The sequence below is a fragment of the Promicromonospora sp. NPDC110617 genome (assembly GCF_055598465.1).
Genome location: NZ_JBVKBM010000005.1, coordinates 187,934 through 210,251, shown reverse-complemented (window position 1 = coordinate 210,251; position 22,318 = coordinate 187,934). Strand labels below are relative to the sequence as shown.

The 22,318-nt window shown below is 73.1% G+C and carries 22 protein-coding genes and 1 pseudogene; 15 read left to right on the top strand and 8 right to left on the bottom strand.

The window, feature by feature from the left end; genetic code table 11:
• Positions 1–73: 73 nt before the first annotated feature.
• Entirely contained in the window at positions 74–1,630 is a 1,557-nt protein-coding gene (locus tag ACZ7LE_RS25035; RefSeq protein ID WP_470405927.1) for a glycosyltransferase family 39 protein, read from the top strand.
• Between the two features lie 14 nt (positions 1,631–1,644).
• Here ACZ7LE_RS25035 and ACZ7LE_RS25030 read toward each other — a convergent pair whose 3' ends face one another.
• Genes ACZ7LE_RS25030 through ACZ7LE_RS25020 form a run of 3 tightly spaced genes read right to left on the bottom strand, consistent with a single transcriptional unit; the run spans position 1,645 to position 4,110 of the window.
• A complete protein-coding gene (locus ACZ7LE_RS25030) occupies positions 1,645–2,469 on the bottom strand; it encodes a GNAT family N-acetyltransferase (RefSeq protein ID WP_470405926.1) in 825 nt (274 codons plus the stop codon).
• A gap of 55 nt (positions 2,470–2,524) precedes the next feature.
• The gene (locus tag ACZ7LE_RS25025) at positions 2,525–3,478 is read right to left on the bottom strand and encodes an RNA polymerase sigma factor (protein ID WP_470405925.1); all 954 of its coding nucleotides are present in this window, start codon (positions 3,476–3,478) and stop codon (positions 2,525–2,527) included.
• Entirely contained in the window at positions 3,475–4,110 is a 636-nt protein-coding gene (locus ACZ7LE_RS25020; protein ID WP_470405924.1) for a TetR family transcriptional regulator, read from the bottom strand. Before ACZ7LE_RS25020 ends, ACZ7LE_RS25025 begins: the two co-directional genes overlap by 4 nt.
• Before the next feature lie 85 nt (positions 4,111–4,195).
• Between ACZ7LE_RS25020 and ACZ7LE_RS25015 the strand changes: the two genes are divergently transcribed.
• Genes ACZ7LE_RS25015 through ACZ7LE_RS24990 form a run of 6 tightly spaced genes read left to right on the top strand, consistent with a single transcriptional unit; the run spans position 4,196 to position 8,638 of the window.
• Positions 4,196–4,822 (top strand): biotin transporter BioY, encoded by a 627-nt coding sequence (locus tag ACZ7LE_RS25015; protein WP_470405923.1) that lies wholly within the window; start codon positions 4,196–4,198, stop codon positions 4,820–4,822.
• Complete coding sequence (locus ACZ7LE_RS25010) at positions 4,819–5,934, top strand: class I adenylate-forming enzyme family protein (protein ID WP_470405922.1); 1,116 nt, start codon at positions 4,819–4,821, stop codon at positions 5,932–5,934. The genes ACZ7LE_RS25015 and ACZ7LE_RS25010 overlap by 4 nt, the downstream gene beginning before the upstream one ends.
• Positions 5,927–7,054 (top strand): thiolase family protein, encoded by a 1,128-nt coding sequence (locus tag ACZ7LE_RS25005; protein WP_470405921.1) that lies wholly within the window; start codon positions 5,927–5,929, stop codon positions 7,052–7,054. Before ACZ7LE_RS25010 ends, ACZ7LE_RS25005 begins: the two co-directional genes overlap by 8 nt.
• Positions 7,051–7,737 carry an energy-coupling factor ABC transporter ATP-binding protein gene (locus ACZ7LE_RS25000; protein WP_470405920.1) on the top strand — a complete coding sequence of 229 codons (687 nt, stop codon included), beginning with the start codon at positions 7,051–7,053 and terminating at the stop codon, positions 7,735–7,737. The genes ACZ7LE_RS25005 and ACZ7LE_RS25000 overlap by 4 nt, the downstream gene beginning before the upstream one ends.
• Positions 7,731–8,327, top strand: coding sequence for an energy-coupling factor transporter transmembrane component T family protein (locus tag ACZ7LE_RS24995; protein WP_470405919.1), 597 nt, complete (start codon positions 7,731–7,733; stop codon positions 8,325–8,327). The genes ACZ7LE_RS25000 and ACZ7LE_RS24995 overlap by 7 nt, the downstream gene beginning before the upstream one ends.
• Positions 8,324–8,638: a CHY zinc finger protein gene (locus ACZ7LE_RS24990; RefSeq protein WP_470405918.1), complete on the top strand. Its 315-nt coding sequence runs from the start codon at positions 8,324–8,326 to the stop codon at positions 8,636–8,638. Before ACZ7LE_RS24995 ends, ACZ7LE_RS24990 begins: the two co-directional genes overlap by 4 nt.
• A gap of 31 nt (positions 8,639–8,669) precedes the next feature.
• On the opposite strand, the gene ACZ7LE_RS24985 is transcribed toward ACZ7LE_RS24990, so the two are convergent.
• Together ACZ7LE_RS24985 and ACZ7LE_RS24980 are read right to left on the bottom strand one after the other, a co-directional pair.
• Entirely contained in the window at positions 8,670–9,287 is a 618-nt protein-coding gene (locus ACZ7LE_RS24985; RefSeq protein WP_470405917.1) for a hypothetical protein, read from the bottom strand.
• Positions 9,288–9,372: 85 nt separating this feature from the next.
• On the bottom strand, positions 9,373–10,359 hold the full coding sequence (locus ACZ7LE_RS24980; protein ID WP_470405916.1) for a hypothetical protein: 987 nt from the start codon (positions 10,357–10,359) through the stop codon (positions 9,373–9,375).
• A gap of 82 nt (positions 10,360–10,441) precedes the next feature.
• Between ACZ7LE_RS24980 and ACZ7LE_RS24975 the strand changes: the two genes are divergently transcribed.
• The 6 genes from ACZ7LE_RS24975 (at position 10,442) to ACZ7LE_RS24950 (ending at position 15,499) form a co-directional block, all read left to right on the top strand.
• Entirely contained in the window at positions 10,442–10,696 is a 255-nt protein-coding gene (locus ACZ7LE_RS24975) for a hypothetical protein (RefSeq protein ID WP_470405915.1), read from the top strand.
• Between the two features lie 85 nt (positions 10,697–10,781).
• A complete protein-coding gene (locus tag ACZ7LE_RS24970; RefSeq protein ID WP_377227561.1) occupies positions 10,782–11,003 on the top strand; it encodes a hypothetical protein in 222 nt (73 codons plus the stop codon).
• An 889-nt stretch (positions 11,004–11,892) separates the two neighbouring features.
• Positions 11,893–12,477: a MauE/DoxX family redox-associated membrane protein gene (locus ACZ7LE_RS24965; protein WP_470405914.1), complete on the top strand. Its 585-nt coding sequence runs from the start codon at positions 11,893–11,895 to the stop codon at positions 12,475–12,477.
• Between the two features lie 33 nt (positions 12,478–12,510).
• Positions 12,511–13,080 (top strand): TlpA family protein disulfide reductase, encoded by a 570-nt coding sequence (locus ACZ7LE_RS24960; RefSeq protein ID WP_470405913.1) that lies wholly within the window; start codon positions 12,511–12,513, stop codon positions 13,078–13,080.
• Positions 13,077–15,023 carry an ABC transporter ATP-binding protein gene (locus ACZ7LE_RS24955; RefSeq protein WP_470405912.1) on the top strand — a complete coding sequence of 649 codons (1,947 nt, stop codon included), beginning with the start codon at positions 13,077–13,079 and terminating at the stop codon, positions 15,021–15,023. The genes ACZ7LE_RS24960 and ACZ7LE_RS24955 overlap by 4 nt, the downstream gene beginning before the upstream one ends.
• On the top strand, positions 15,020–15,499 hold the full coding sequence (locus ACZ7LE_RS24950; RefSeq protein WP_470405911.1) for a S26 family signal peptidase: 480 nt from the start codon (positions 15,020–15,022) through the stop codon (positions 15,497–15,499). The genes ACZ7LE_RS24955 and ACZ7LE_RS24950 overlap by 4 nt, the downstream gene beginning before the upstream one ends.
• A gap of 16 nt (positions 15,500–15,515) precedes the next feature.
• Here ACZ7LE_RS24950 and ACZ7LE_RS24945 read toward each other — a convergent pair whose 3' ends face one another.
• Entirely contained in the window at positions 15,516–18,386 is a 2,871-nt protein-coding gene (locus ACZ7LE_RS24945; protein ID WP_470405910.1) for an AfsR/SARP family transcriptional regulator, read from the bottom strand.
• A gap of 141 nt (positions 18,387–18,527) precedes the next feature.
• Complete coding sequence (locus ACZ7LE_RS24940; protein WP_470405909.1) at positions 18,528–19,253, bottom strand: helix-turn-helix transcriptional regulator; 726 nt, start codon at positions 19,251–19,253, stop codon at positions 18,528–18,530.
• A gap of 436 nt (positions 19,254–19,689) precedes the next feature.
• Between ACZ7LE_RS24940 and ACZ7LE_RS24935 the strand changes: the two genes are divergently transcribed.
• Together ACZ7LE_RS24935 and ACZ7LE_RS24930 are read left to right on the top strand one after the other, a co-directional pair.
• The gene (locus ACZ7LE_RS24935; protein ID WP_470405908.1) at positions 19,690–21,090 is read left to right on the top strand and encodes a helix-turn-helix domain-containing protein; all 1,401 of its coding nucleotides are present in this window, start codon (positions 19,690–19,692) and stop codon (positions 21,088–21,090) included.
• Positions 21,068–21,634, top strand: a pseudogene (locus ACZ7LE_RS24930) (dihydrofolate reductase family protein); the annotation flags it as partial. The gene ACZ7LE_RS24935 and the pseudogene ACZ7LE_RS24930, both read left to right, overlap by 23 nt.
• 32 nt (positions 21,635–21,666) lie before the next feature.
• Here the strand turns inward: ACZ7LE_RS24930 and ACZ7LE_RS24925 are convergent.
• Complete coding sequence (locus ACZ7LE_RS24925; protein WP_470405907.1) at positions 21,667–22,299, bottom strand: TetR/AcrR family transcriptional regulator; 633 nt, start codon at positions 22,297–22,299, stop codon at positions 21,667–21,669.
• Positions 22,300–22,318: the final 19 nt, after the last annotated feature.

Here is a 22,318-nt window from a genome sequence, read left to right as displayed (position 1 = left end):
CAGTCCGGGTCACCCGTCTCCTGGCGCGGCGTTTCCTGGCGCGCCGCCCGGCGCCGTCGGTACGCTCCCGACCATGGCGGACGCGTCCGCACCACCCGACTCGCTCCGAGGCCCGGCCGACGCCGCCGAGGTCCGGCCCACCGGCCCGCTGCCCGCCGTGGCGTGGCGTCCGGTCGGTGCCGCTGTGCTGGTGCTCGGTGTGCTGCTGACCGTGACGAGCACCTGGTACGGGTATCACCGGGACGAGCTGTACTTCCGCATGCTGGCGCCGGGCTCGGGCTACGTGGACCAGCCGCCGCTGACACCGTGGCTGGCGCGGACCTTCGCCGAGCTGTTCGGCGACACGCTGCTCGTCATGCGCATCCCCGCGACGCTCGCGCACCTGGCCGCGATCGTCGTGATCGCGCTCGTCGCCCGTGAGCTGGGCGGGCGCGCGGGAGCGCAGGCGCTGGCCGCCTGGGGATACGCGACGGCTGCGATCCCCGTGGCGTTCGCGCACACGCTGCTCACGTCCAGCCTGGACCTGCTCATGTGGCCGGCGGTGCTCCTGTGCGTGATCCGGGCCGTGCAGCGCGACCCCCGCTGGTGGCTCGCCGCCGGGCTGGTCACGGGAGTCGCGCTGTACAACAAGCTGCTCGTGGTGGCGCTGCTCGGCGGGATCCTGCTGGGACTGGTCGTCGCGTGGCCGTGGCGGGCGCTGCGGGACTCGAAGGCCGTGGTCCGGTGGCCCCTTGCCACCCCCTGGCCGTGGGCCGGCGCCGTCGTCGCGCTCCTCGTGGGCCTGCCGAACGTGGTGTTCCAGGCCACGAACGGCTGGCCGCAGCTCGCGATGGGCGCGGCGCTCGGCGAGAACAACGCCGCCGACGTGCGCAGCGAGATGTGGCTGTTCCAGGCGCTCACGCTCGGCGTGCCGCTGACCCTGGTGTGGCTCGTGGGGCTGGTGTGGGTGTGGCGCCGTCGGCCCCTGCTGCGCTTCCTGGTGGTCGCCTACCCGGTGCTGCTCGCGTTCACCTACCTGGCCGGGTCCCAGACGTACTACGCGACGGGCCTGCTGTCGGTGCTGTTCGCCGCGGGCTGCGTGCCGGTCGTCGACTGGGCCGGGACCACCTGGCGGCGGGCGGTCGTCGTGACGGTGGCCGTGAACGCGACGATCTGCCTGGTCATCAGCCTGCCGCTGGTGCCGGTGGCGGCCCTGGGCAGCACGCCGATCCCCGACATCAACTCCGCCGCGCAGGACGCCGTCGGCTGGCCCGAGTACGTACGGCAGGTCGCCGACGTGCACGCGGCGCTCCCCGCCGAGGACCGCGACCGGGCGGTGATCCTGACGCAGAACTACGGCGAGGCCGGGGCCGTGGACCGGTACGGTCCCGAGCTCGGGCTGCCCGCCGTGTACTCGGGGCACAACGAGCTGTGGGAGTACGGGCCGCCGCCGGCGTCCTCGACCGTCGCCCTGGTCCTCACGGAGGCCCCCGGCGCCTGGGACCACCGGTTCGAGGGGTGCGCGGTCCGGGGGCGGCTCGACAACGGTGTGGGCGTCGACAACGAGGAACAGGGCGTGTCGATCCTGGAGTGCCGCAGCCCGGCGGGCGGCTGGGACGCCCTGTGGCCGGAGCTGCGGCACCTGGACTGACCAGGCCGGAGCGACTAGGCGCGCCAGCGCCAGTTCTGGCGTGCGTAGCGGACCTGCAGGCCGGCGCGCCGCAGGTTGGCGAGGGACTGGTTCTGCTCGCCCGGTGCCGGGGCACCGGTCTCGGAGACCACCCAGGTGGCGCCGGCGGTACGCGCGGCGGTCAGGCGTGCGGCGATCAGCGCCGACTGGGCGCCGCGGCCACGGTGGTCCGGCAGCGTCGCGCCGGAGTTCAGGGAGGCGACCGCGCCGTGGACGTAGAGGTTCGCGCCGGCCACGATCGTGTCGCCGTCCCAGGCGGCGAACGGGGTGGCGGCCGGGTGCCGCACGCTCTCGGCGAGCATCGCGACCATGGCGGCGTTCTCCATGCCGAAGGCCCGGGCGACGACGGCGGCCCACTCGTGCGCGTCGGCCTCGCCGACCGGTCCCACCCGCAGGTCGGTGCGGGCCTCGGCCCGGACGTCGGCGACCGGCGCCGCCAGCTTCAGCCACGATCCTGCCGGCTGCAGCCCGTGCGCGTCCTGGATCCGCGCCCAGTCGGGCGGCAGCACCGACGGCGCCACCTGGAGGACGGCGGTGGGTGTGCCGTGCTCGCGATAGAAGGCGACGACCCGGTCGACCAGGTCGTGCGTGACGGGTTCCGCGAACCCGAACCCGAGCGCCTTGCTCCAGTAGTCGAACGGGTCAAGGCGGGCGGACAGCACCACGCCGCCGCCCATCCGGGTCGTCGCGATCCCGAGCCCCTCCTGCGCGAGGGCCGGCGCGTTCGTCTCGTAGCGGTACATCATCTCGGCCTCGATGCTCTCCGCGAGCTCGGTCGGGTCCGTCGTCCGTGTGTTCACACCTGCACGATGCTCCCCGGCGCCAGGAAGTTCGGTGCCAGGGGAGTGAGGTGCGTCACACCCGCGGGCGGTGGAACAGGTGGGCCCGCCGGACCAGGCCGTCCTCCAGGCGGAGCACCCACAGCGCGCCGGGCGGGCAGTGCTCCGGGTCCTCCGGCGGGCTGAGCAGCTCGATCTCCCACAGGACGAGGTCATGACCGGCCACGACGTCGGCGAGCCGATGGCGCACGCCGTCGGCGACGTCCGCCGCCATGGCCCGCAGGATGTAGTCGTGCCCCGTCGTGGTGTGTCCGCGTGGCCACGTCGACTCCACGAGCGGCGACCAGGCGTCGCCCAGCACCGAGCCGAAGTCGCCCTGGTCGGCCGCCGTCAGCATCTCGGCGGCCTCGCCGCGTCGCGCGCGAGTCGTGGCGGCGACGTCGTCGTGCGCGGCCTCGGCGGTGGCGAGCAACGCGGTCGCCAGGCGTCGCCGGGCCTCCGCGAGCCGGCTGCGAACCGTGCCGACGGGTATCTGCAGGGTCGTCGCGATGTCACGGTAGGCCGGCAGCCCGCCGAGGTGCCGCAGCACGAGGGTCAGCCGCAGGTCCGTGGGCAGCTCGCCGAGCGCGGCCCACAACCAGTCGCGGCTCGCGTACCGGTCCAGCAGGTCCGCGGGGTCCGGCTCGACGCCCGGGAGCCGGTCCGCGTGCTGCTCGTCCAGGGGCAGGTCGGACCGCGCGCGCCGCCGCATCCGGCATGCGTTGCGCACGACGGACTTCAGCCACGGTCCCGCCGCGTCCACGTCCCGCAGGTCGGCGATCCGCAGCAGGGCCACGAGCGCGGCCTCCTGGACGGCGTCCTCGGCGTCGGGGACGTGACCCAGCACGCCGGTCGCGACCGCGAGCATCGCGGGTCGGTGCCGGGCCAGGAGGAGGCCGACCGCACTCGTCTCGCCGGCCCGCGCGGCGCGGACCAGGTCCCCGTCGGACGGGGCGCCGGGAGGGACGGTCCTCAGGTTCCGGGGCGTCACGTCTGGTGCTGCACCTGCCTCTGCACTTCCCTGTGCTGGGCGATCGACACCTCGAGGCCGTGCGCGATCATCGTCAGCGCCTCGGCGAAGTCACTGTCGACGGGGGAGCCCACGCGTGCCTCCTCCAGGCGTGCGGCGTCGGTCTCCTGCAGCAGCCCGAGCTGGTCCGCGGCCAGGCGCTGCTGCTCGTGAAAGGTGAAGCCGACCACGAAGTGCATGACCGCTTCGGCGGCCACCTCGGCCAGCGCGTCGGGCACGCCCTGGCGGCGGGCGGCGTCCAGCAGCCGTGGCCGCACGGGTGAGCTCACTAGCCCGAGGGCGAGCGAGCTCGACACCAGCTCGGAGGCGTCCCGGTGCGCGAGCAGGCACGCACGCATCCTCGTGCCGACCACACGCACGGCGTCGTGCATGGACGTCCCGTCGCCCGACACCTCGGCCATCGGCGCGAGGATCCGCTCGCTGACCGCCGCGAGCAGCGCCTGCTTGTTCGGGAAGTGCCAGTACAGGGCGCTCGGCTGCACGCCGAGGGCGGTCGCCAGGTGTCGCATGGTCAGGTCGGGCAGGCCGTACTCGTCCAGGAGGCGCAGTGCCATCTCGGCGACGTCGTCGCGGCTCCGTCGACGCGAGTTCACCGAAGCCACCATGTTGCCACTATATTCATGAACGCCGTTCAGGTGAACACCGTTCAGTGCACCTTCTCACCAGGAGACCACAGCCATGCCCGAAGCACCCAGCCCACGACGTCGGGCGATCGACGCGACCGACATCGCCCGGCTGGCCGTCTTCGTCGCGATCATCGCGGCGCTCGGCCTGCCGGGCAGCTTCAGCGTGCTCGGCGCCGTCCCGATCACCGCGCAGACGTTCGGCGTGATGCTCGCGGGCGCGGTCCTCGGGCCGCGGCTGAGCGCCCTGGCCGTCGCCGTGCTGCTCGCCCTCGTCGCGGTGGGCCTCCCGCTGCTCGCCGGAGGGCGCGGCGGCGTCGGCGTCTTCGTCGGGCCGTCCGCGGGCTACCTGGCCGGCTGGGTCGCCGGGGCGTTCGTGACCGGCCTGATCGTGCACGCCTCTGCGCGGAAGCCTGCCGTCTGGCGGACGGCGGCCGCCATGCTCGTCGGCGGCATCGTGGTCGTCTACGCGTTCGGCATCCCGGTGCAGAGCCTGGTGACGCGCCTGTCCCTGGGGGAGACCGCGCTGACCAGCCTCGTCTTCGTCCCCGGCGACCTGGTCAAGGCGGCCCTCGCGACCCTGACCGTCACGTCGCTCCTGCGGGCGTACCCCCGCGCGTTCCGGCGCACGTGGCTCCCACCGCGGCGCGAGGACGCCCCGGCCCCGGACGCGACGCGATGACCGCACGCATCGTGGTGCTGCGTGGTGCGCCCGACGAGATCTTCGACCGTATCCGCGCCGTGCGCGCCGACGGCGACATCCCGCTGGTCGGCGACGACCGGTGGCCCGCGGCGCACTGGGCCGCCGTGCACGAGCTCGTCGCCGGTCCGGTCCCGGACGGCGCGGCCTGGGCCACGGCAACCTCCGGCACGAGCGGCGCCCCGCGCGTTGTGCTGCGTACCGCGGCGTCGTGGGAGCGGTCGTTCGCCGCGGTCTCCGGCCTGCTCCAGACCACGGGGCGTGCGGAAAAGATCCTCCTGCCCGCCCCTCCGGCGTCGTCCCTCACGCTGTTCTCGCTGGCCCACGCGCTCGGGGGCGGCCCACGGCCGGTCTTCCCCGGCGGACCGGGCGCCGAGGAGGCCACCCTCGTCCACGGCACGCCCCACGCGCTGCGCGCCCTGCTCGACGCCGGCGCCGCCCCACGGCTCCGGACGGCCCTGATCGGTGGCTCCCACCTCGACGCGCGGCTGCGCGCGGACGCGGAGTCGCGCGGCATCCGGGTCGTCGCGTACTACGGGGCGGCGGAGCTCTCCTTCGTCGCGGTCGACGACGGCCGTGGCCTGCGGGCCTTTCCCGGGGTGGAGATCGACGTGCGGGACGGCGAGCTGTGGGCCCGCTCGCCCTACACCGCCCTCGGCTACCTCGGCGAGCCCGGCCCGCTGCGCACCGGCGGCGCCTGGAGCACGGTCGGCGACCTCGCGACCGTGGACGACGACGGAACGCTGACCGTGCGCGGGCGCGCGGACTTCGCCATCCTCACCGCGTCCGCCACCGTCGTCCCCGACGAGGTCGAGGCGGGCCTGCGCGCGCTCCCGGGGGTCGCCGACGCCGTGGTCTTCGGGATTCCCACGCCCCGGGTCGGCGCCCTCGTCGCCGCCATGGTCGAGCTGGACAACGACGCCCCGCCGCCCACGGCGAGCCGGCTGCGCTCGCTGGCCGAGACCCGGTTCGCCCCCGCCCACCGGCCCCGGGTGTGGTTCGCGGGTCCGCTGCCGCGCACGGCGTCCGGCAAGCCGGCCCGCGCGGAGGTGCTGCGCCGGATCGGCTCGGGCGAGGTGAGCCGGCTTGGCTGAGCAGCCCGTCGTCGTCGCCGCGCGACGCACCCCGATCGGCACCCGCAGCCGGGCGTTCGCCCAGGTCAGGGTGGAACAGCTCGCCGGCCCCGTCATCCGGGCCACCCTCGCGGACGCCGCGGCTGCCACCGGGCAGGCGCTCACGGTCGCCGACGTCGTGCTCGGGAACTGCCTGGGGCCCGGGGGCAACCCCGCCCGCGTCTCCGCGCTCGCCGCCGGGCTCGGCGCCGGCGTGCCGGGCGTGACCGTGGACCGGCAGTGCGGCAGCGGGTTGGCCGCCGTCCTGGACGCGGTGACCGCGATCCGCGCCGGCGACGACCGGCCGCGGATCGCCGGGGGCGTCGAGAGCGCGTCGACCGCCCCGACCAGATCGCTCGACGGCGTGCCCTACGACCGGGCCCCGTTCACGCCGTCGGGCTGGCCCGACCCGGACATGGTCCAGGCGGCCGAGGACCTCGCCCGGGCCGACGCCCTGACCCGGGAGCGGCAGGACGCGCACGCCGCCCGCAGTCACGAGCGAGCCCGCGCGGCCCGCGACGGCGGACGGTTCGACGCCGAGCTCGTCCCCGTGCACGGCGTGCTCGCCGACGACTCGATCGGCGTGGCCGAACCCCTGCTGCCCCGCCTGGGCCCCCTCTTCCCGGGCGGCACCGTCACCGCGGGGACGTCCACACGGATCAGCGACGGCGCCGCGACGGTCGCCGTCGTCCCGCGCCGGCTCAGGGGCGACGCCGCGGGCCTCGTGGTCCGCGGGCACGCGGTCGTCGGCTGCGACCCGGCCCTGCCGGGGATCGGCGCGGCCCCGGCCGTGCTCGCGGCGCTCGACGCCGCCGGTGTCGGGATCGGCGACCTCGCCGCGGTGGAGATCGTCGAGGCCTTCGCGGCGCAGTCGCTGGCGGTGCTCGACCGGCTCGGGCTGGCGGATGACGACCCGCGGGTCTGTGCCGACGGCGGCGCCCTCGCGCTGGGGCACCCGTGGGGCGCCAGCGGCGCGGTCGGCATGGTGCGGCTGTTCAGCCGGCTGGTCCGCGCAGGCGCGCCGGGCGGGTCCCTCGGCGTGGCCGCCGCCTCGGTCGGCGGCGGGATGGGTGTCGCGGCCGTCGTCGAGGTGGTCCGATGAGCTACCTCGATCTGGATGCCGTCGGCGTGCGCCTGGGGGACACGGACGTGCTGCGCGGCGTGACGTGCTCGCTCGACGCACGCACGGTTGCCGTCGTCGGCGAGAACGGGTCGGGCAAGTCGACCCTCGCGCGGCTCGTCGGCGGGCTCGCCCACGCCACGAGCGGGACGGTCCGCGTGCTCGGTCTCGACCCGGCCCGCGACGCCGCCCGGCTGCGCCGTCGGGTCGCCGTCGTGTTCAGCAACCCGGACACCCAGATCGTGATGCCGACCGTGGCGGAGGACGTCGCGTTCTCGCTGCGCTCCGACAAGCTGCCCCGGCAGGAGAGGGACCGGCGGGTCGACGAGGCCCTGCGGCGGTTCGGCCTCGCCGACGTCGCCGACCGGGCGTCCCACGACCTGTCCGGCGGGCAGAAGCAGCTCCTCGCGCTGTGCGGCGCGTTCGTGCGCCGCCCCGACCTCGTGATCGCCGACGAGCCGACGGCGTACCTCGACGCGCGCAACGCCCGGCGGGTCGCCGACCACCTCTTCGCCGACGGCGAGCACAAGCTGCTCCTGGTGACGCACGACCTCGCCCTCGCCCAGCGCTGCGAGAGCGCCGTGCTCGTCAAGGATGGCACGATCGCCGCCGTCGGGGCGCCCGCCGCGATCGTCGAGGCCTACGAGGAGGAGCTGGCGTGCTGACCCTGTACCGGCCCGGCGACGGCCCGTGGCACCGGCTGCCGGCGGGGCCCAAGGCGGTCGTGCTGATGCTCGTCGTGCTCGGCGTGTGCCTGCTCCCGTCGAGCTGGTGGGGCGCGGGCGTCACCGCGGCGGTCTGCGTCGCCTGCTACGGCGTGCCGGGCGCGGGGATGCGCGAGCTCGTCCGGCAGCTCGTCGTCGTGCGCTGGATGATCGTGGTGATCGCCGTCGGGCAGCTCGTGTTCGCCGGCCCCGAGGACGCCGTCGCGAACGTCGCCCGGGTGACCGCGGCCGTGGTGATCAGCGGGCTGCTCACGTCGACGACGCCGCTCGGCGAGCTGCTCGACGTGCTGGAGCGGGCGCTGCGGCCGCTGGCGCTGCTGCGGATCGACCCCGACCGGGCGGCCCTGACGGTGGCGGTCACAGTGAGCACGCTGCCCGTGCTCGCGCGGATCGAGCGCGAGGTCCGCGAGGCGCAGCGGGCCCGCGGCGGCGGGCGGAGCCTGCGCCTGTTCGCCCTCCCGTTCCTGGTCGTCGCGCTCAAGCACGCGGACGGGCTGGGCGACGCGCTGACCGCCAGGGGTGTGCGATGACCCCGGCGGTGCACGGGCCGACCGTGGACGACCAGACGCGCTGCGTCCACTACCGGACGGAGCTCGACGTGATCGCGATCCGGTTCGTCTGCTGCGGCCGGTACTACCCGTGCTACTCCTGCCACGACGAGACCGCCGACCACGCCTCGCGCCCGTGGTCCGCGGGATCGGGCCACGAGCGCGCCGTGCTCTGCGGGGTGTGCCGGACGGAGCTCACGATCGCCGAGTACCGCGGGGCGCCGTCCTGCCCGCGCTGCAGCGCCGCGTTCAACCCGCGCTGCGCGGCGCACCACCCGACCTACTTCGAGTAGTGCCGACCCGGCGACGACGGCGCCTGAGCGCTCAGCCCTCCGTGAGCAACGGCACCAGGTGGATGACGGAGAGCGACTCGTAGAGCGCGAAGACCACGAGCAGGGCGAGCGCCGGCACGCTCAGCACGCCGAGCTGGCGCAGCCCGCCGACGTAGGCCTGCCGACGGTTCCCGGCACCGACTGCCCGCGGCCAGATCCACGCCCTGCCGAGGAGATAGACCCCGAGCGAGAGCAGCACGTAGGCCTGAACCTCCATCACCACGGTGAGCGAGTGCGGGACGAGCGTCAGCCAGCCGTCCCGGTTGACCGGTGCGAGCATCAGGCCGACCGTGAACAGGACGTAGGTGTACCAGACGATCCCCGCGAACGGCACGATCATCGACGGCAGGACGAGGTTGAGCAGGCCGGCTCGCAGGACGTTGTTGGCGAGGATCACGAGGGCGAACAGCCAGGGTCTCTCGAGCAGGGACCGAATCAGGTCGGCCGAGTCGCTGCCCTCGAAGGACTCCCTCTGTGCGGCGGCCAGGTCGGGTAGGAGCAGGCCCGCCGCGAAGCCGGCGAGGACCGAGCCGTACAGGATCGCGTTCAGGGCGAGATACGCGCGGCGGTTCGCCTGGATGGTCTGGAGGGCGTGCCGGAAGAGTCGCATGCGCATGCTCCGTGAAGTGGTCGACAGGGCCGCCGGATCGGACGGCCGAGCGCTACTTCAGACCATGCCGTCAGGGCAGGGTCAACTACCCGGGGTCCCTGTGCGCCCGCAGTGCCCTGATCCCTGCTTTCGTCGCGACGGCGGCCGTGAGGGCGAGCGGACCGAACAGCGCGACGGCGGATGCGACGGTCCACCAGAACGTGCCGGAAGCCGGGGACGTGGTGAGCCCCGCCGCGGTCCAGGCAGCTGCCTGCCCGATCCAGGGGAGGAGGTACCAGACCAGGTAGCCGAAGGCGAACACCGGTCCGATCAACCACACGTGGACGAACCATCGGCTCACCCGGCGGTCCGCCGGGGAGGCGTCGTCCAGGGGGTGCCGTTCCGATGTGCTGATCAGGCGGAACATCGCCTTCGCGCGCAGCTGGGTCGTCTCCCACAGGTTGGTGCACCCCGTAGCGGTGACCAGGACGGCGTACAGGTCGGAGCGCAGGAAGATCATGGCCTGCCAGAACAGCGTCGCCAGGTTGAGCAGCACGAGCAGCCGCAGGAACGGCGCGTCGCGCCACAGCACCTCGGCGAGCAGCGTCACGGCCAGCAGCACGCCCTGGACCGCCATCCCGGCCAGCTGGGGCCCGTAGCGTCGGCGCCGCTCGACGCTCCAGATCTGCGTCAGGTCCGTCTCGAACACGAGCAGGACCCCGTACCGGACGTTGATCCCGAACCTCGACTGCAGGCCCAGCGCCCGCACCGCGAGCCAGTGCCAGTACTCGTGCAGCGGGGTGATCGACCAGCCCACAGGGAGCACGACGAGCGCGCTGATCCCGAAGTCCGCCACGATGAGCGCGTCCGTCGAGAGCGGGAGCAGGTCCGGCCGCACGGCGAGCGTGATCAGGGAGAACAGCGCGGCGACGGCGTAGCCGGTCCAGGCGGTCCGGCCGAAGAACCACCGGCCGTCGGCCGTGTCGAGGACGACGGACGCGACGCGCCTGCCGCGTACGGCGCCGTGAACCCGGTCCGGTAGCGCAGCGCCCGCCTTCCACACCGCCGACGACGCCGGATGCGACCTGCGCACCGTCTTCGCCGAGCCGTACCGGCGGCTCACCCCGCAGGCCGCGCGTTGCCTCCACCTCGCGAGCGCGCTTCCGGAGGGACGGATGGCCAGAGCCGCCTTGACCGCGTCCTGGAGCCTGACGCCCCGGGCCGCTCATCGTGTGCTTGCTGAGCTGACCTCGGCGCACCTGCTCGAAGAGCCGCTACCGGACCAGTACACGATGCACGGCCTGGTGCGGGAGTTCGTCCAGGAGGCTGGCTTCGACGAGGACATCGAGCCGCTCACCGACGTCAGCCGCTGGACGATGCCGAACCCGGTTTCGCGCCGGCCGGTGCCATTCCCGGTGAAGTTGCCGTGAAGTTGCCGGTCGAACTTCCTGGTCGCCATGGCCGTCGGCTGGATCGAATGGTGCCGTCCGCAATGCCGGAGAAAGAAGGAGCGGGATGAGCAACCTCGTCAAGCAGTTCGGTGACGCGATCCTCCAGAAGATCGCCCCGGAGCAGACGGCTGAGGCCGTCTGCATCACCAACTACCAGTACCGGTGCGAGTCCAGCGAAAGGTGTCGCGCCCAGCCGCAGACGACGGGCAACCGTCAGCGGCGCGCCTGCTACACGGGTTCCTGCCCGCCCAGCTGCACCGCCTGGGCCGACAACGGCTGCTGCTGAACGCCGGCGCAAGACCCTGACGAAAGAAGGAGTGGAATGAGCAATCTGTTGACGCAGTTCGGTGACGCAATCCTCGGGAAGGCGGCACGGAACGAGACGGCCGAGGCCGCCTGTTCCGGTTACTACCAGTACCGCTGTAACACGACCGTATGCGGGACAGGCGCGCACAGGTGGCAGAAGCGCTACTGCTACCAGCAGACGACGAACTGCCACACCGCATGTACCTCCTGGGCCACCGTCGGTTGCTGCGCCTGAGAATCTTTCTGTCGTGCCGACGGACAGGTGACGACTGACCCGTGGATCGTTGCTCCACCGGTCTTGTTGTGAGCCGCGGCCGTTCTGCCGGTGAATGTGCCGGTTGCCGTTCCTGGTGGTCCGGGCGACAGGCTGGATTAATGGCGTCATCAGCATTCACGGAGAGAAAGGGAACCATGAGCAACTTGTTCGCGCGGGTTGGTGAGGCGATGCTGCAGAAGGTCGCGCCTCAGGAGGTGGCCGAGGCCCTCTGCACCTCCTCGACTCAGTACCGATGCTATACACGGTGCTTCACGTCGAGCGGGACCTCCGGGATCCTCCACCAGGCCCGTACGTGTTACAGCGGCTCCACGTGCGAGAAGGCCGGCACGTGCACCGCCTGGAGGAACATCAGCTGCAGCGCCGTCTGCTGAGGTCGATCGGTCGTACCCACGGCCGATGGGCAGAGCAGCCGTGGCCCCTCCGGTGTCTTGGTGAGGCCACGGCTGTTCACGGACTGCCCGGTGGGCTGCAGCTCGCCCTGTACCAGCTGGGCGTACTACTCCTGCGGCTGCTGACCCAGCTGCCGCCAGGCGACGGCGCATGGCGGCAGTCCCCCGACTCGATGTGATCACTACCTCCGCGGAGTTCACCCTTGCTCGTCACCCTCGCACTGTTCCTGCAGCTGGCCGTTGCCGGCGTTCTGCTCGCGTCCGGCGTCGCGAAGGTGCGCGGCGATGCCAATCGGGAGACCTGGAAGGCACTGTTGGACCGGGCGCCCGGTCTGCTCGGCCGTCTGCCCGTGGACGTGGTGTCCTCGCTCCACATCGGCGTCGAGATCCTGCTGGCCGTTGCGCTCCTCGTGGCCATCGCCCCGCCCCTCGCACCTGTCGCCGCTCCCGCGCTGGCCGCCGCGGCGCTGATGTTCACCGGCTTCACGGGCATCGCTCTCTACTCCGCGACCGGCGCCGCGGTCACGTGCTCGTGCTTCGGCAGGAGCACGACGTCGCTCGGCTGGCCGCACGTCGTCCGCAACGTCGCGCTCACGGTGCTGGCGGTCGGTGGCCTGGTGGCCGCATCCGACGCCGTCGCCGACCCGCTTCCGGACCTCGGCTCCGCCGCACTGGCCATCGTCGGCGCTGCCGCGGTCACCGCACTCACCTACTTCTTCGACGACGTCGTCGACGTGTTCGCCCCTCCGGACCCGCGCCGTTCCGGCACGCGCGTTCCTACCCGCTGAACCACCCTGATCCACCGGAGAACGGAGCCTCCCATGGCAGTCCTCACCGCCGCCGTCGTCCTGCTCGGCGTCCTGACCGTGTTCAACCTCGTGCTGACCGCGGCGATCGCGCGCCGCGTCCGTACCGCACCGGCAGCCGACGCCGGGCACGCGCACGGCAAGCCCACATTCCCCGACCTGGACGAGGTCAAGGCCGGCGCAGCCATCCGCCCCTTCTCCGCCACGACCACCACCGGCGAGGAGATCTCCTACGAGGACCGATACGGCGACACCGCCGTCTACGCCTTCTTCGACACCAGCTGCAGCACCTGCGCCAAGGAACTACAGCCGCTCGTCGACATGACCCGCCGCGAGGGTTTCACCCCGCACCAGGTCATCGCGTTCGTCGTGCACGACGACGAGCACGGCAAGGCGGAGAAGCGCGAGGAGTACCTGGCCACGCTCGGCGACACGGTGACCGTCGTCGTGCACCGGCGCGACGCGATCGATCTGCCGTTCGACGCCGGCGGCTACCCGGCGTTCGTCCTCGTGGACGGGTCCGGGCAGGTCACGCGCTCGGGGGTCGAGGTCAGCGACCTGGACACCGTACTCGTGCCGGCATGAGGGACGACGACGGCGCCGGGCGCGACGCCGTATCAGGCGGCGACACCCGGCCCCGCCGCGGTCACCGCGCGCTGACCGCGATCGGCTCCGGCACCGTCCGCGCCTTCCGGGTCGCCGCCCTGGGGGCCCAGGCGGCGCCCGGTGCTCTCGCGGTCCTCGTACTCGTCACGCTGACCGACGCGCTGCTCCCCGCCGGCGGCGTGCTCGCCACCAAGTGGCTGCTCGACGTCCTCCAGCTCGGTTCCGACGCTCCCGGCGTGCCGCAGCCGCTGAGGGACCGTCCCGTCCTGATCGTGGTAGGCCTCGCGGTCATGACCCTCGCGGGCGCGCTGATGTCGCACGTCAGCCAGTACGTGAACGGCCGGATCCGCCGCGCCGTCACCCTGCTGGTCACGTCTCGCCTGTTCACGACCGTCACACGGCTGTCCGGGTTGCGCCACTTCGAGGACCCGGCATTCCGCGACCGGCTCCGCATGGCCCAGACGTCCGCCTCCGACGCGCCCGACGAGGTCATCGACTCGTTGTTCGGGACGGTCCGCGGCGTGATCACGATCGCGAGTACCCTCGGTGTGCTGGTCATGATCAGTCCCGTGGTCGCCGTGCTCGTCGTGGTCGCTGCGATGCCGGGGCTGATCGTGCAGCTCGTCCTCAACCGGGAACGTGCCGACGTGCTGTGGCGCATCAGCCCGCGTTCGCGGCGCCTGGCCTTCTACCAGGACCTCATGATGCATCCCGTCGCGGCTGCCGAGGTGCGGATCTTCGGCGCCGGGCGCTTCCTCACCGGCCGCATGAACCGGGAGCTGCGCGCGATCAACGCCGCCGAGGAGCGCCTCGACCGCAAGACCTTCCTCGCGCACGCCCCGCTCATGGTCGCGGGCGCCGTCGTCTCCGGCGGTGGTCTCGTCTGGGTGGTGCTCGGCGCGCTGCGCGGCGACTTCACCGCCGGCGACGTCACCGCGTTCGTCGGTGCGACCGGGGGAGTCCAGGGTGCGGCCGCCGGCCTGGTCATGTGCCTCGCTCGCATCCACTCGACGCTGCTGCTCGTGGCGCACTACGACGACGTCCTCGCCACCCCGCAGGATCTGATCGCCCCCGCCGCCCCCGTCCCCGCCCGCCCGCTCGAGCACGAGATCCGCCTCGAGGACGTCTGGTTCCGCTACACCGACGACGGCCCCTGGGTGCTGCGCGGCGTGAGCATGACGATCCCGGTGCGCGGTTCCGTCGCCGTCGTCGGCCTGAACGGCGCGGGCAAGAGCACGCTGGTCAAGCTGCTGATGCGCATGTACGACCCGTCCCGCGGCGCGATCCTGTGGGACGATACCGACATCCGTGGGTATGACGTCGACGGCCTGCGCTCCCGGGTCAGCGCCGTCTTCCAGGACTTCGTGCAGTACGAGCTGTCCGCACGCGAGAACATCGCGCTCGGCGCGCTCGAGCACCTGGACGACGACGCCCGCGTGCACGCCGCGGCGCGTGCAGCGGGTGCGGACCGGATCGTGGCCGGGCTGCAGCACGGGTACGACACGATGTTGTCCCGGGCGTTCTGGAACGACGACGAGGTCGGGGACGACACGACGTCGGTGGGCACCACGCTGTCCGGCGGTCAGTGGCAGCGCCTCGCGCTTGCTCGCTCGCTCATGCGGTCCGGCCGCGACCTGCTGGTGCTCGACGAGCCGACGTCGGGCCTCGACCCGCAGGCCGAGAACGAGGTCCGCGACCTGCTGGGCACTCTGCGGACCGGGACCGCGACCCTGCTGGTCTCGCACCGGCTCGGTGCGGTCCGGGACGCGCAGCAGATCGTGGTCCTGGCCGGCGGCGTCGTCGCCGAGCAGGGCACGCACGACGAACTCATGCGGGCGGGCGGCGAGTACGCCCGCCTGTTCACGCTGCAGGCGACCGGCTACCAGGACCCGGTCCCGGCCGGGGAAGGAGTGTCCGCATGACAGGGACGGCCGTGGTCCTTGCGCTCGCGCTGGCCGGAGCGGTGCTTGCCGGGTCGGCCGGGTACCGGCACCTGCGACACCACTACGTCGTCGTCGCCGTCGACGGCACGAGCATGCATCCCACGTACGAGCCCGGTGACCGTGTGCTCGTGCGGCGCGGTGGGCGCGCGCCCGCCCGCGGTGACGTCGTCGTCGTGCGCAAGCCCGATGTGAAGCACGGATGGCCGACGACGGCGCCCGCGCAGCGGTCGGGCCTGCCACTGGGCAGGCGCTGGCTGATCAAACGTGTGGCGGCGACCGGCGGCGAACCATGGCCCGACGGCATCGACCCGGCCCCCTGGGACAGGGGAGAGGGGCGCGTGCCCGCGGGCCACATCGTCCTGCTCAGTGACAACCCCCGCGGCGTCGACTCCCGCCGGTGGGGGCCCTGCCCCGACCACCAGGTCATGGGCCGCGTCACGCGACGGATGTCGTGACCACTCACCTCGGCCATCAACGAGGTGAGCGAGGGTCCTCGCCGCCAGGAGCCTCGGCGACGTCGGCCAGCAGCTGTCGGGAACGAGCCTCGTCGTCGTGCAGGCCGTGCCTGCGGAAGTACGCGGTGGCCTCCGTGAGGGACGCGACCGCTCGTTCGCGCTCGGACAGGGCGACGAGCACGGGTGCCGTCTCCAGCAGGGTCTTGGCCGCGCAGCGCTCGTCGTTCAGGTCCCAGAAGATCTGGGCGGCGTGCTCCAGGGTCCGTAGGGCCGCGGCGGGTTGTCCGTCGGCCAGCTCCAGGGTTCCGAGGTCGCGCAGGATGACGGCCGCACGGTGGGTGTCCCCGATGCGGTGGGCCAGGGTCGCGGCGTCGTCGAGCCACGTACGGGCCTCGGTGAGCCTGCCCTGGGTGGTGAGGATCCGGCCCAGTGCACCGCGGAGCAGCGCCTCCTTCGGGGCGTCGCCGGATGCGGCCACGACGTCGAGCGCCTCGCGGAGCGTCGTCTCTGCGGCGTCGTGCTCTCCCCGGCACCGGTGGACGCTGGCCAGGCTGGCGTGCGCCAGGGCGGCGCCGAGATCATGACCGTGGTGCTGGTACGTGCTCCGGGAGTCGCGAAGGAACTCGGCGGCGGTCGCGAAGTCCCCGAGGTAGATGTGGACCTGGCCCAGGCCTCGGCGCAGGGCGGCGGCCGCGAGGTCGTCGACGTCGGGGTGGTCGAGCACGGTCTGGTGGCTCGTGCGCCAGTCCTCGTACAGGGCGTGCTGGTCGTACAGCGGGCCGAGCAGACCGGCCAGGCGCCCGGCGTCGTCGGCGAGGTCGTGCGCGCACGCGAGCCCCACGGCATCGAGCAGCGACTGGCGTTCGACGGCCGTCCACGCCGTCCCCATGGCCTGGTCCGGTGGGTTCTCCTCGTCGTACGGGAGCCAGGCGGGGAAGGCCGCCGGGGGAGCGGACCGCGGCTCGTCCAGGGGGTCGAAGAGGCTGTGCGGCCGGTTCCGGCGCAGCTTGTCGACCAGCAGGGTCCAGCTGTGCACGGCCCGGTGCACGGCCAGCCGGCAGGTATCGGGCCCACGGTCCCGCGCCCGCTGCCGCGCGTAGACCCGCAGCAGGTCGTGCATCTGGTAGCGGGGCTGCCCGACCGCGTCGGAGCGGACCTGCTGGAGGAGCGCGGCGTCGACGAGCTCGTCCGTGACGTGCTCCCAGGCGCCGGTCTCCAGGAATGCGCCGAACACCCAGCCCGGCAGGTCGCCCGGCCCGAGGAGGCCGAAGAGGTCGAAGGCCAGGGCGGCGTCGTCCGACAGGGAGCGCAGCGAGAGGTCCAGGGTCGCGCGGAGGTCGAGTCCGCCGATGCTCAGCTCGGTCAGCCGCCGGGTCTCGTCCTCCAGCCGTTCGCGCAGCCGGCGCAGCGGCCAGGCCGAGCGGCTCAGGAGCTTGGCGCCGGCGATGCGGATCGGCAGCGGGAGATACCCGCACAGCCGCACGATGGCCTGGGCGTCGGCCAGCTCACGTGCCACCCGTTCGTCGCCCACGATCCGCGCCAGCAGCGCGTCCGCGTCGGCAGGGGTGAGCGCGTCGACCTGGAGGTGCTGGGCCCCGGGCAGGTCCGCGAGCATGCGGCGGCTGGTCACGATGACCGCGGAACGGCCGTTCGGCGGCAGAAGGGGGAGGACCTGACCGGCGTGCGCCGCGTCGTCGAGCACGACGAGCGTGCGGCGCTCGGCGAGCTGCGAGCGGAGCAGGGCGGCCCGGTCGTCGGGGCTGGTGGGCAGCGGGTGCCCGAACCCGCCGAGGCCGCGCAGCATCGCCGCCAGGAGCTCGTCGGCCCCGCGGGGGCTGCTGGTCGTGCCGGCCAGGCCCAGATGGAACTGTGCGTCGGGATATCGGTCCTGGACCAGGCGCGCCACGTGCAGGGCGAGGCTCGACTTGCCCGCCCCCGGCGCGCCGTGGAGCACGAGGACGACGGGCGAGCCGGGGCGGTCGTGCGTCGTGATGGTGCGGACCGCGGCGTCGGTCTCGGCCGCGCGCCCGCTGAAGTCCGGTACGTCCGAGGGGAGCTGGCGCACGACCCGCTGGTTCTCCGCGGTCGAAGCCGGCCGGCCCTCGCCGGAGGGCGCCGTCGCGGTACGGGAGGAAGGCGCGGACAGCGGCAGCGTCTCGTCGAGGATCTGCTGGTGGATCGCCCGGGTCGCGGGACTCGGGTCCGTGCCGAGCTCCTCGGTGAACGTGCGGCGCAGGCGGTCGTACTGCTGGAGCGCCTCGGCGGCCCGACCGCTGCGGTACAGGGCGACCAGGAGCTGCCGCCACAACGGTTCCCGGAAGGGGGACGCCGCGATCTGCGCCTCGATCTCCTCGACGACCGCCCGGTGCCGTCCCAGGTTGATCCGTGCCTGGAAGCTGCGCTCGACGGCGGCGGTCCGCAGGTTCGTCAGCCGATGCGTCAGCTCGACGGCGGCTCCGCCCGACGGCACACCCGCGAACGGGTCGCCCCGCCACCAGGACAGGGCCCGCTCGAAGACCTCGGCGGACTGCTCGAAGCTCCCGTCGTCGAACGCCTTCAGCCCGTCGGCGACCGCTGCCTCGAAGTGCCGGGCGTCGACGCCCGCGTGCTGCTCGACCAGGAGGTACCCGGTGTCGGACCGGCGCAGGGCCGTGCCGTCGTGGTCCCCGAGCAGCTGGCGCAGCCGGTGCACGTAGCCATAGGTCTGCGCGGCGGCCGACGGCGGCGGTGAGTCACCCCACACGTCGTGCACGATGCTCTCGACCGGCACGCTGCGCGGTCCGTGCGCGACGAGCGTTCCGAGCACCGCGCGACAGCGTGCGGCCGCCACCGGCGACCAGGTCTCGCCGTCGGACACCTCGATCGGTCCCAGGACTCTGACTCGCACCCGAGGCTCCCTCCGGCGTTGTTGCGGCGACGCTTCCGTGCGGTGCGAGAGCACCACGAGGTCAGAGCGTGCTACAGGAGAGCGGGTGCGGGTTGCAGCAACCTGCACCCGCGGCGTGCGTCCTCGGCGGAGCCGCCACGCTCATCGTGCGTGCTCGGACGGCTGCGCAGCAGCCATGCCCAGGCGCTCGCGGAGCCGCAGACCGGCCACGAACCTGGTCGGCGCGTCCAGCAGGTCGAGGACGGCCGCGATGTCGGCCCGTACCGTCCGGACGCTCACCCCGATCTTCCGCGCGATCTCGTCGTCGGACGAGCTGGTGAGCATCAGTGTCACGATGCGGCGCTGCCGCCGCGACAGGTCGGCCAGCGGCGCCGTCTCGGCCTCGCACGGGTACATGGTGCTCACCACGGCATCCCAGTAGCCGCGGGCGGCCGCCAGGCAGGCGTCGTCGCGCACCTCCATCACGGTCGCCTCGCCTCGGATGCTGGGACCGTCCAGGAGGACCCTGTCCCCGTCGATGATCTTCAGCTGCACGGGCGCGAAGCCGAAGAAGTACACCGAGGGGTCCTCGCCGGACAGCATGAGGCGCGCGTCGGGGTCGAGGCCCGAATAGTTCCACACGCTGGTCATCCGCAGCCCGTGCTCCACGAAGTACGCGTTGTTCGGAAGGCTCGTCGCGAGCTGCTGGGCCGTGCCCGAGTGACGGATCGACTCCAGCGTCCGCCAGGATCCCGCGGCCCGCGCCATGTTCTCGTTGATCCCCCGTGTACCCCGGCCGAAGAGGCGTGCCGCGACCCGCTGATGGCACTCCACGCTGCTCGCGACCCTGGAACGTTCGGTGTGCAGGCGCACCAGCGCCTCGAACACCCGTTGGTTCCTCGGCCACGAGAGGCTGCCCGCGCTGGGGTACGCGGAGAAGTCGAGGTTGGGGTAGGCCCGCGTCCCTGCGGCCGATCGTGCTGTAGCGCTGACGTTCAACGTGATCACCCCGGTTAGACACCCGCCGACGAAAGACCTGCCCGGGCGGGCGCGCTACGGACCTGTGCGGTCCGGCGCCCACGGGCCGTTCGACTTTATCCGGACGGGCGGTCCGACGCTCCGAAACTGGTGGGGTCGCGAGTGACGAGGCTGGATCGCGAGGGGCTCTGAGCACCGCATCGCAGGCAGAGGTCGGAGGTAGATCCGATGTAGACGGCGCGGCCACGCTGGTGGTGCCCGCTCGATCGGAAGGAACACCCATGCGAACGCGATCAACGGCCGCCGGCGCCCTTGTGGACGAGCACTGACGGTGCTGGTGCCGGTCATGACGGAGGGTCAGCCCGCCTCCGGCGAACCGCTCACGCGGCTCCGCCGTCGAGCGGGACTCACGCAGGAGGAGCTCGCCGAGCGCGCAGGCTTGTCGGTCCGTTCCGTCCGCAACCTCGAGCGCGGCGCCGTGACCGTCCCGCGCGTGAGCACGCTGCATGCGCTCGGGACGGGCCTGGGCCTGGACGACGCGCAGCTGTCCGACCTTCTCGAGTCCTACCGGGCGCGACGACGCGCACAGGTGCGCCCGGAACCGGCCCTGGTCCCGGACGTACCAGACCCCGTCGTCCTCCTGCAGATCCCACCACAGCCGTGCCTGTTCACCGGCAGGGCAGCGGAGCTCACCGCGCTCGACGCGATGCTGACCGACGCCGACCGCAACCCACGGCTGGCGGTCCTCGGGGGTCTCGCCGGTGTCGGCAAGACCGCGCTCGCGCTCGTCTGGGCCCACACACGTCAGAAAGCCTTCCCCGACGGGGTCCTGTACGTCGACCTGTGGGGATCCTGCGAGGGGCAGCCGCGCACGCCGGAGGCCGTCGTCGACCAGCTCCTCGCCGATCTCGGGGTCGCGACCCCGTCCGGGCCGTCGTCCGCGGACGCCCGCGCCGCGCTCCTCCGCGGGACCCTCGCCGCGAGGCGGGTGCTGGTCGTGCTGGACGACGCCGACTCCGCCGAGCAGGTCCGTCCGCTACTCCCCGGGCCCGGCGGCTGCGCGGTCGTCGTCACCAGCAGGTACCAGCTGCGCGGGCTGAGCATCCGGGACGGGGCACGCCACCTCGTCGTCGGCCCCCTCCCGGACGACGACGCCGCCGAGCTGGTGCGGAGCATGCTGGGAGCCGCGCACCTGCGGTCCGCGCCTGCGGCGACCGACGCGATCGTGCGCCGTTGCTCCGGCCTGCCGCTCGCGCTCCGCATCGCGGGCGACCACCTGGCCCGCCGTCCCGCCGCGCAGGCGCAGGCCGCGCTCGCGGCCTGGCTGTCGGAACCGGTGGTGCTCGACGCCTTCCATACCGCCGACGACGCCGGATGCGACCTGCGCGCCGTCCTCTCCGGGTCCTACCGGCGGCTCACGCCGGCGGCCGCGCGGTGCCTTCACCTCGCCGGCGCCCTTCCGGAGACACGAATGACCAAGGCCGCGCTGGCGGCGTGCTGGAGCCTGGCGCCCCGGGCCGCCCACCGGGTGCTCGCCGAGCTGACCTCGGCACACCTGCTCGACGAACCGCTCCCGGGCCGGTACGCGATGCACGACCTGCTGCGGGAGTTCGTCCGGGAGGCAGGTCTCGACGACGACGTCGCGCCGGCGGACGACGGCAGCCGGTGGGCGACGCCGAACCCGGCGCCGCGCCGGCCGTCGCTACTGCCGGTGCAACCTCGTCATGCAGGAGGACGAGTACGGTGAGGTCACCGCCCTGCACGAGAGCGGGGGTGATTCGGTCCTTGGAGTCGTCGTGCGTCCATTGATCCTCCGACACAGCCTCTCCCTTGACGGGTATGCCGCGGCGCCCGCGGGCGTGCGCGACGACTTCTTCCTCGAGTACGACCAGGACGAGGAGTTCGTCGCGCACATGGCCACCGTGCTCGGCTCGGCCGGCGTCCACGCGATGGGCGCTCGTACCTACCGCGGCATGGCCGGGTACTGGCCGTTCCAGACGGGGCCCGAGGCCGACGCGATGAACGCCGTCCCCAAGGTCGTGTTCTCTCGTTCACCGATCGACACCCCGTGGGCGACGACGACCGTCTGCTCCGGGGACCTGGCCACCGAGGTCGCCAGGTTGAAGGCCCAGGACGGCGGCCCGATCCTCGCGCACGGCGGCGTGCGGTTCGCCCAGGCGCTCGTCCTCGCGGACCTCGTCGACGAGTACCACCTGCTGGTCAGCCCCTTCGCCCACGGCGGCGGCAGCCCGCTGTTCACCGAGCTCACCCGGTTGCAGCTGATCGACGTCAAGTCATTCCCCCGGGGCAACCTCGCCCTGACCTACACGCGTCCGGACGCCGCGGCTGGTCCGATCGCCCGCCCTGCCAGTTCGACCCATCCCGCGGCAATGCGTTCCGTGGACATCCCGCGCCGGGTGTTGAGGTGGTTCAGCAGGGGCATGTCGAGGTAGGCGAGCAGGCTCTCGGTGAGCAGCTCGAGGTCGCCCGTGGTGCCCGCCGCAGCGAGGAGCGTCGTGATGTGCCGCCCGAGCAGGTCCCGCGGCGGGTCGTCCGCGTAGCGCACGGCAGCCGGTTCCTCGGCGGCCAGATACATGTCGCGGTACCGGAGGCGGTGCTCGATCGCCGCGACACCGAAGGCGCGGAGGCGGTCCGCCGGAGCGGCACCCGGACCCAGGGGAGCGGGTCCGGTGAGGAATGCCTGTTGGAACACCTTCTCGGCGTGATCCAGCAGGGCGCGCATGAGGCCCGTCCGGTCGCCGAAGCGACGGAAGACCGTGCCCTTGCCGACACCGGCACCTGCGGCGACCTGCTCCATGGTGACGTTCTGTGCGCCGTGCTCGGCCACCAGCCGGGCGGCGACGTCGAGCAGGCGGCTGCGGTTGCGCGCCGCGTCAGATCGCTCTCGGCGCGGCTGGCCCACCAGTGCGATCTCCGGCGGTCTCGGTGCGCTCATCCCACGAGCCTAACCATGG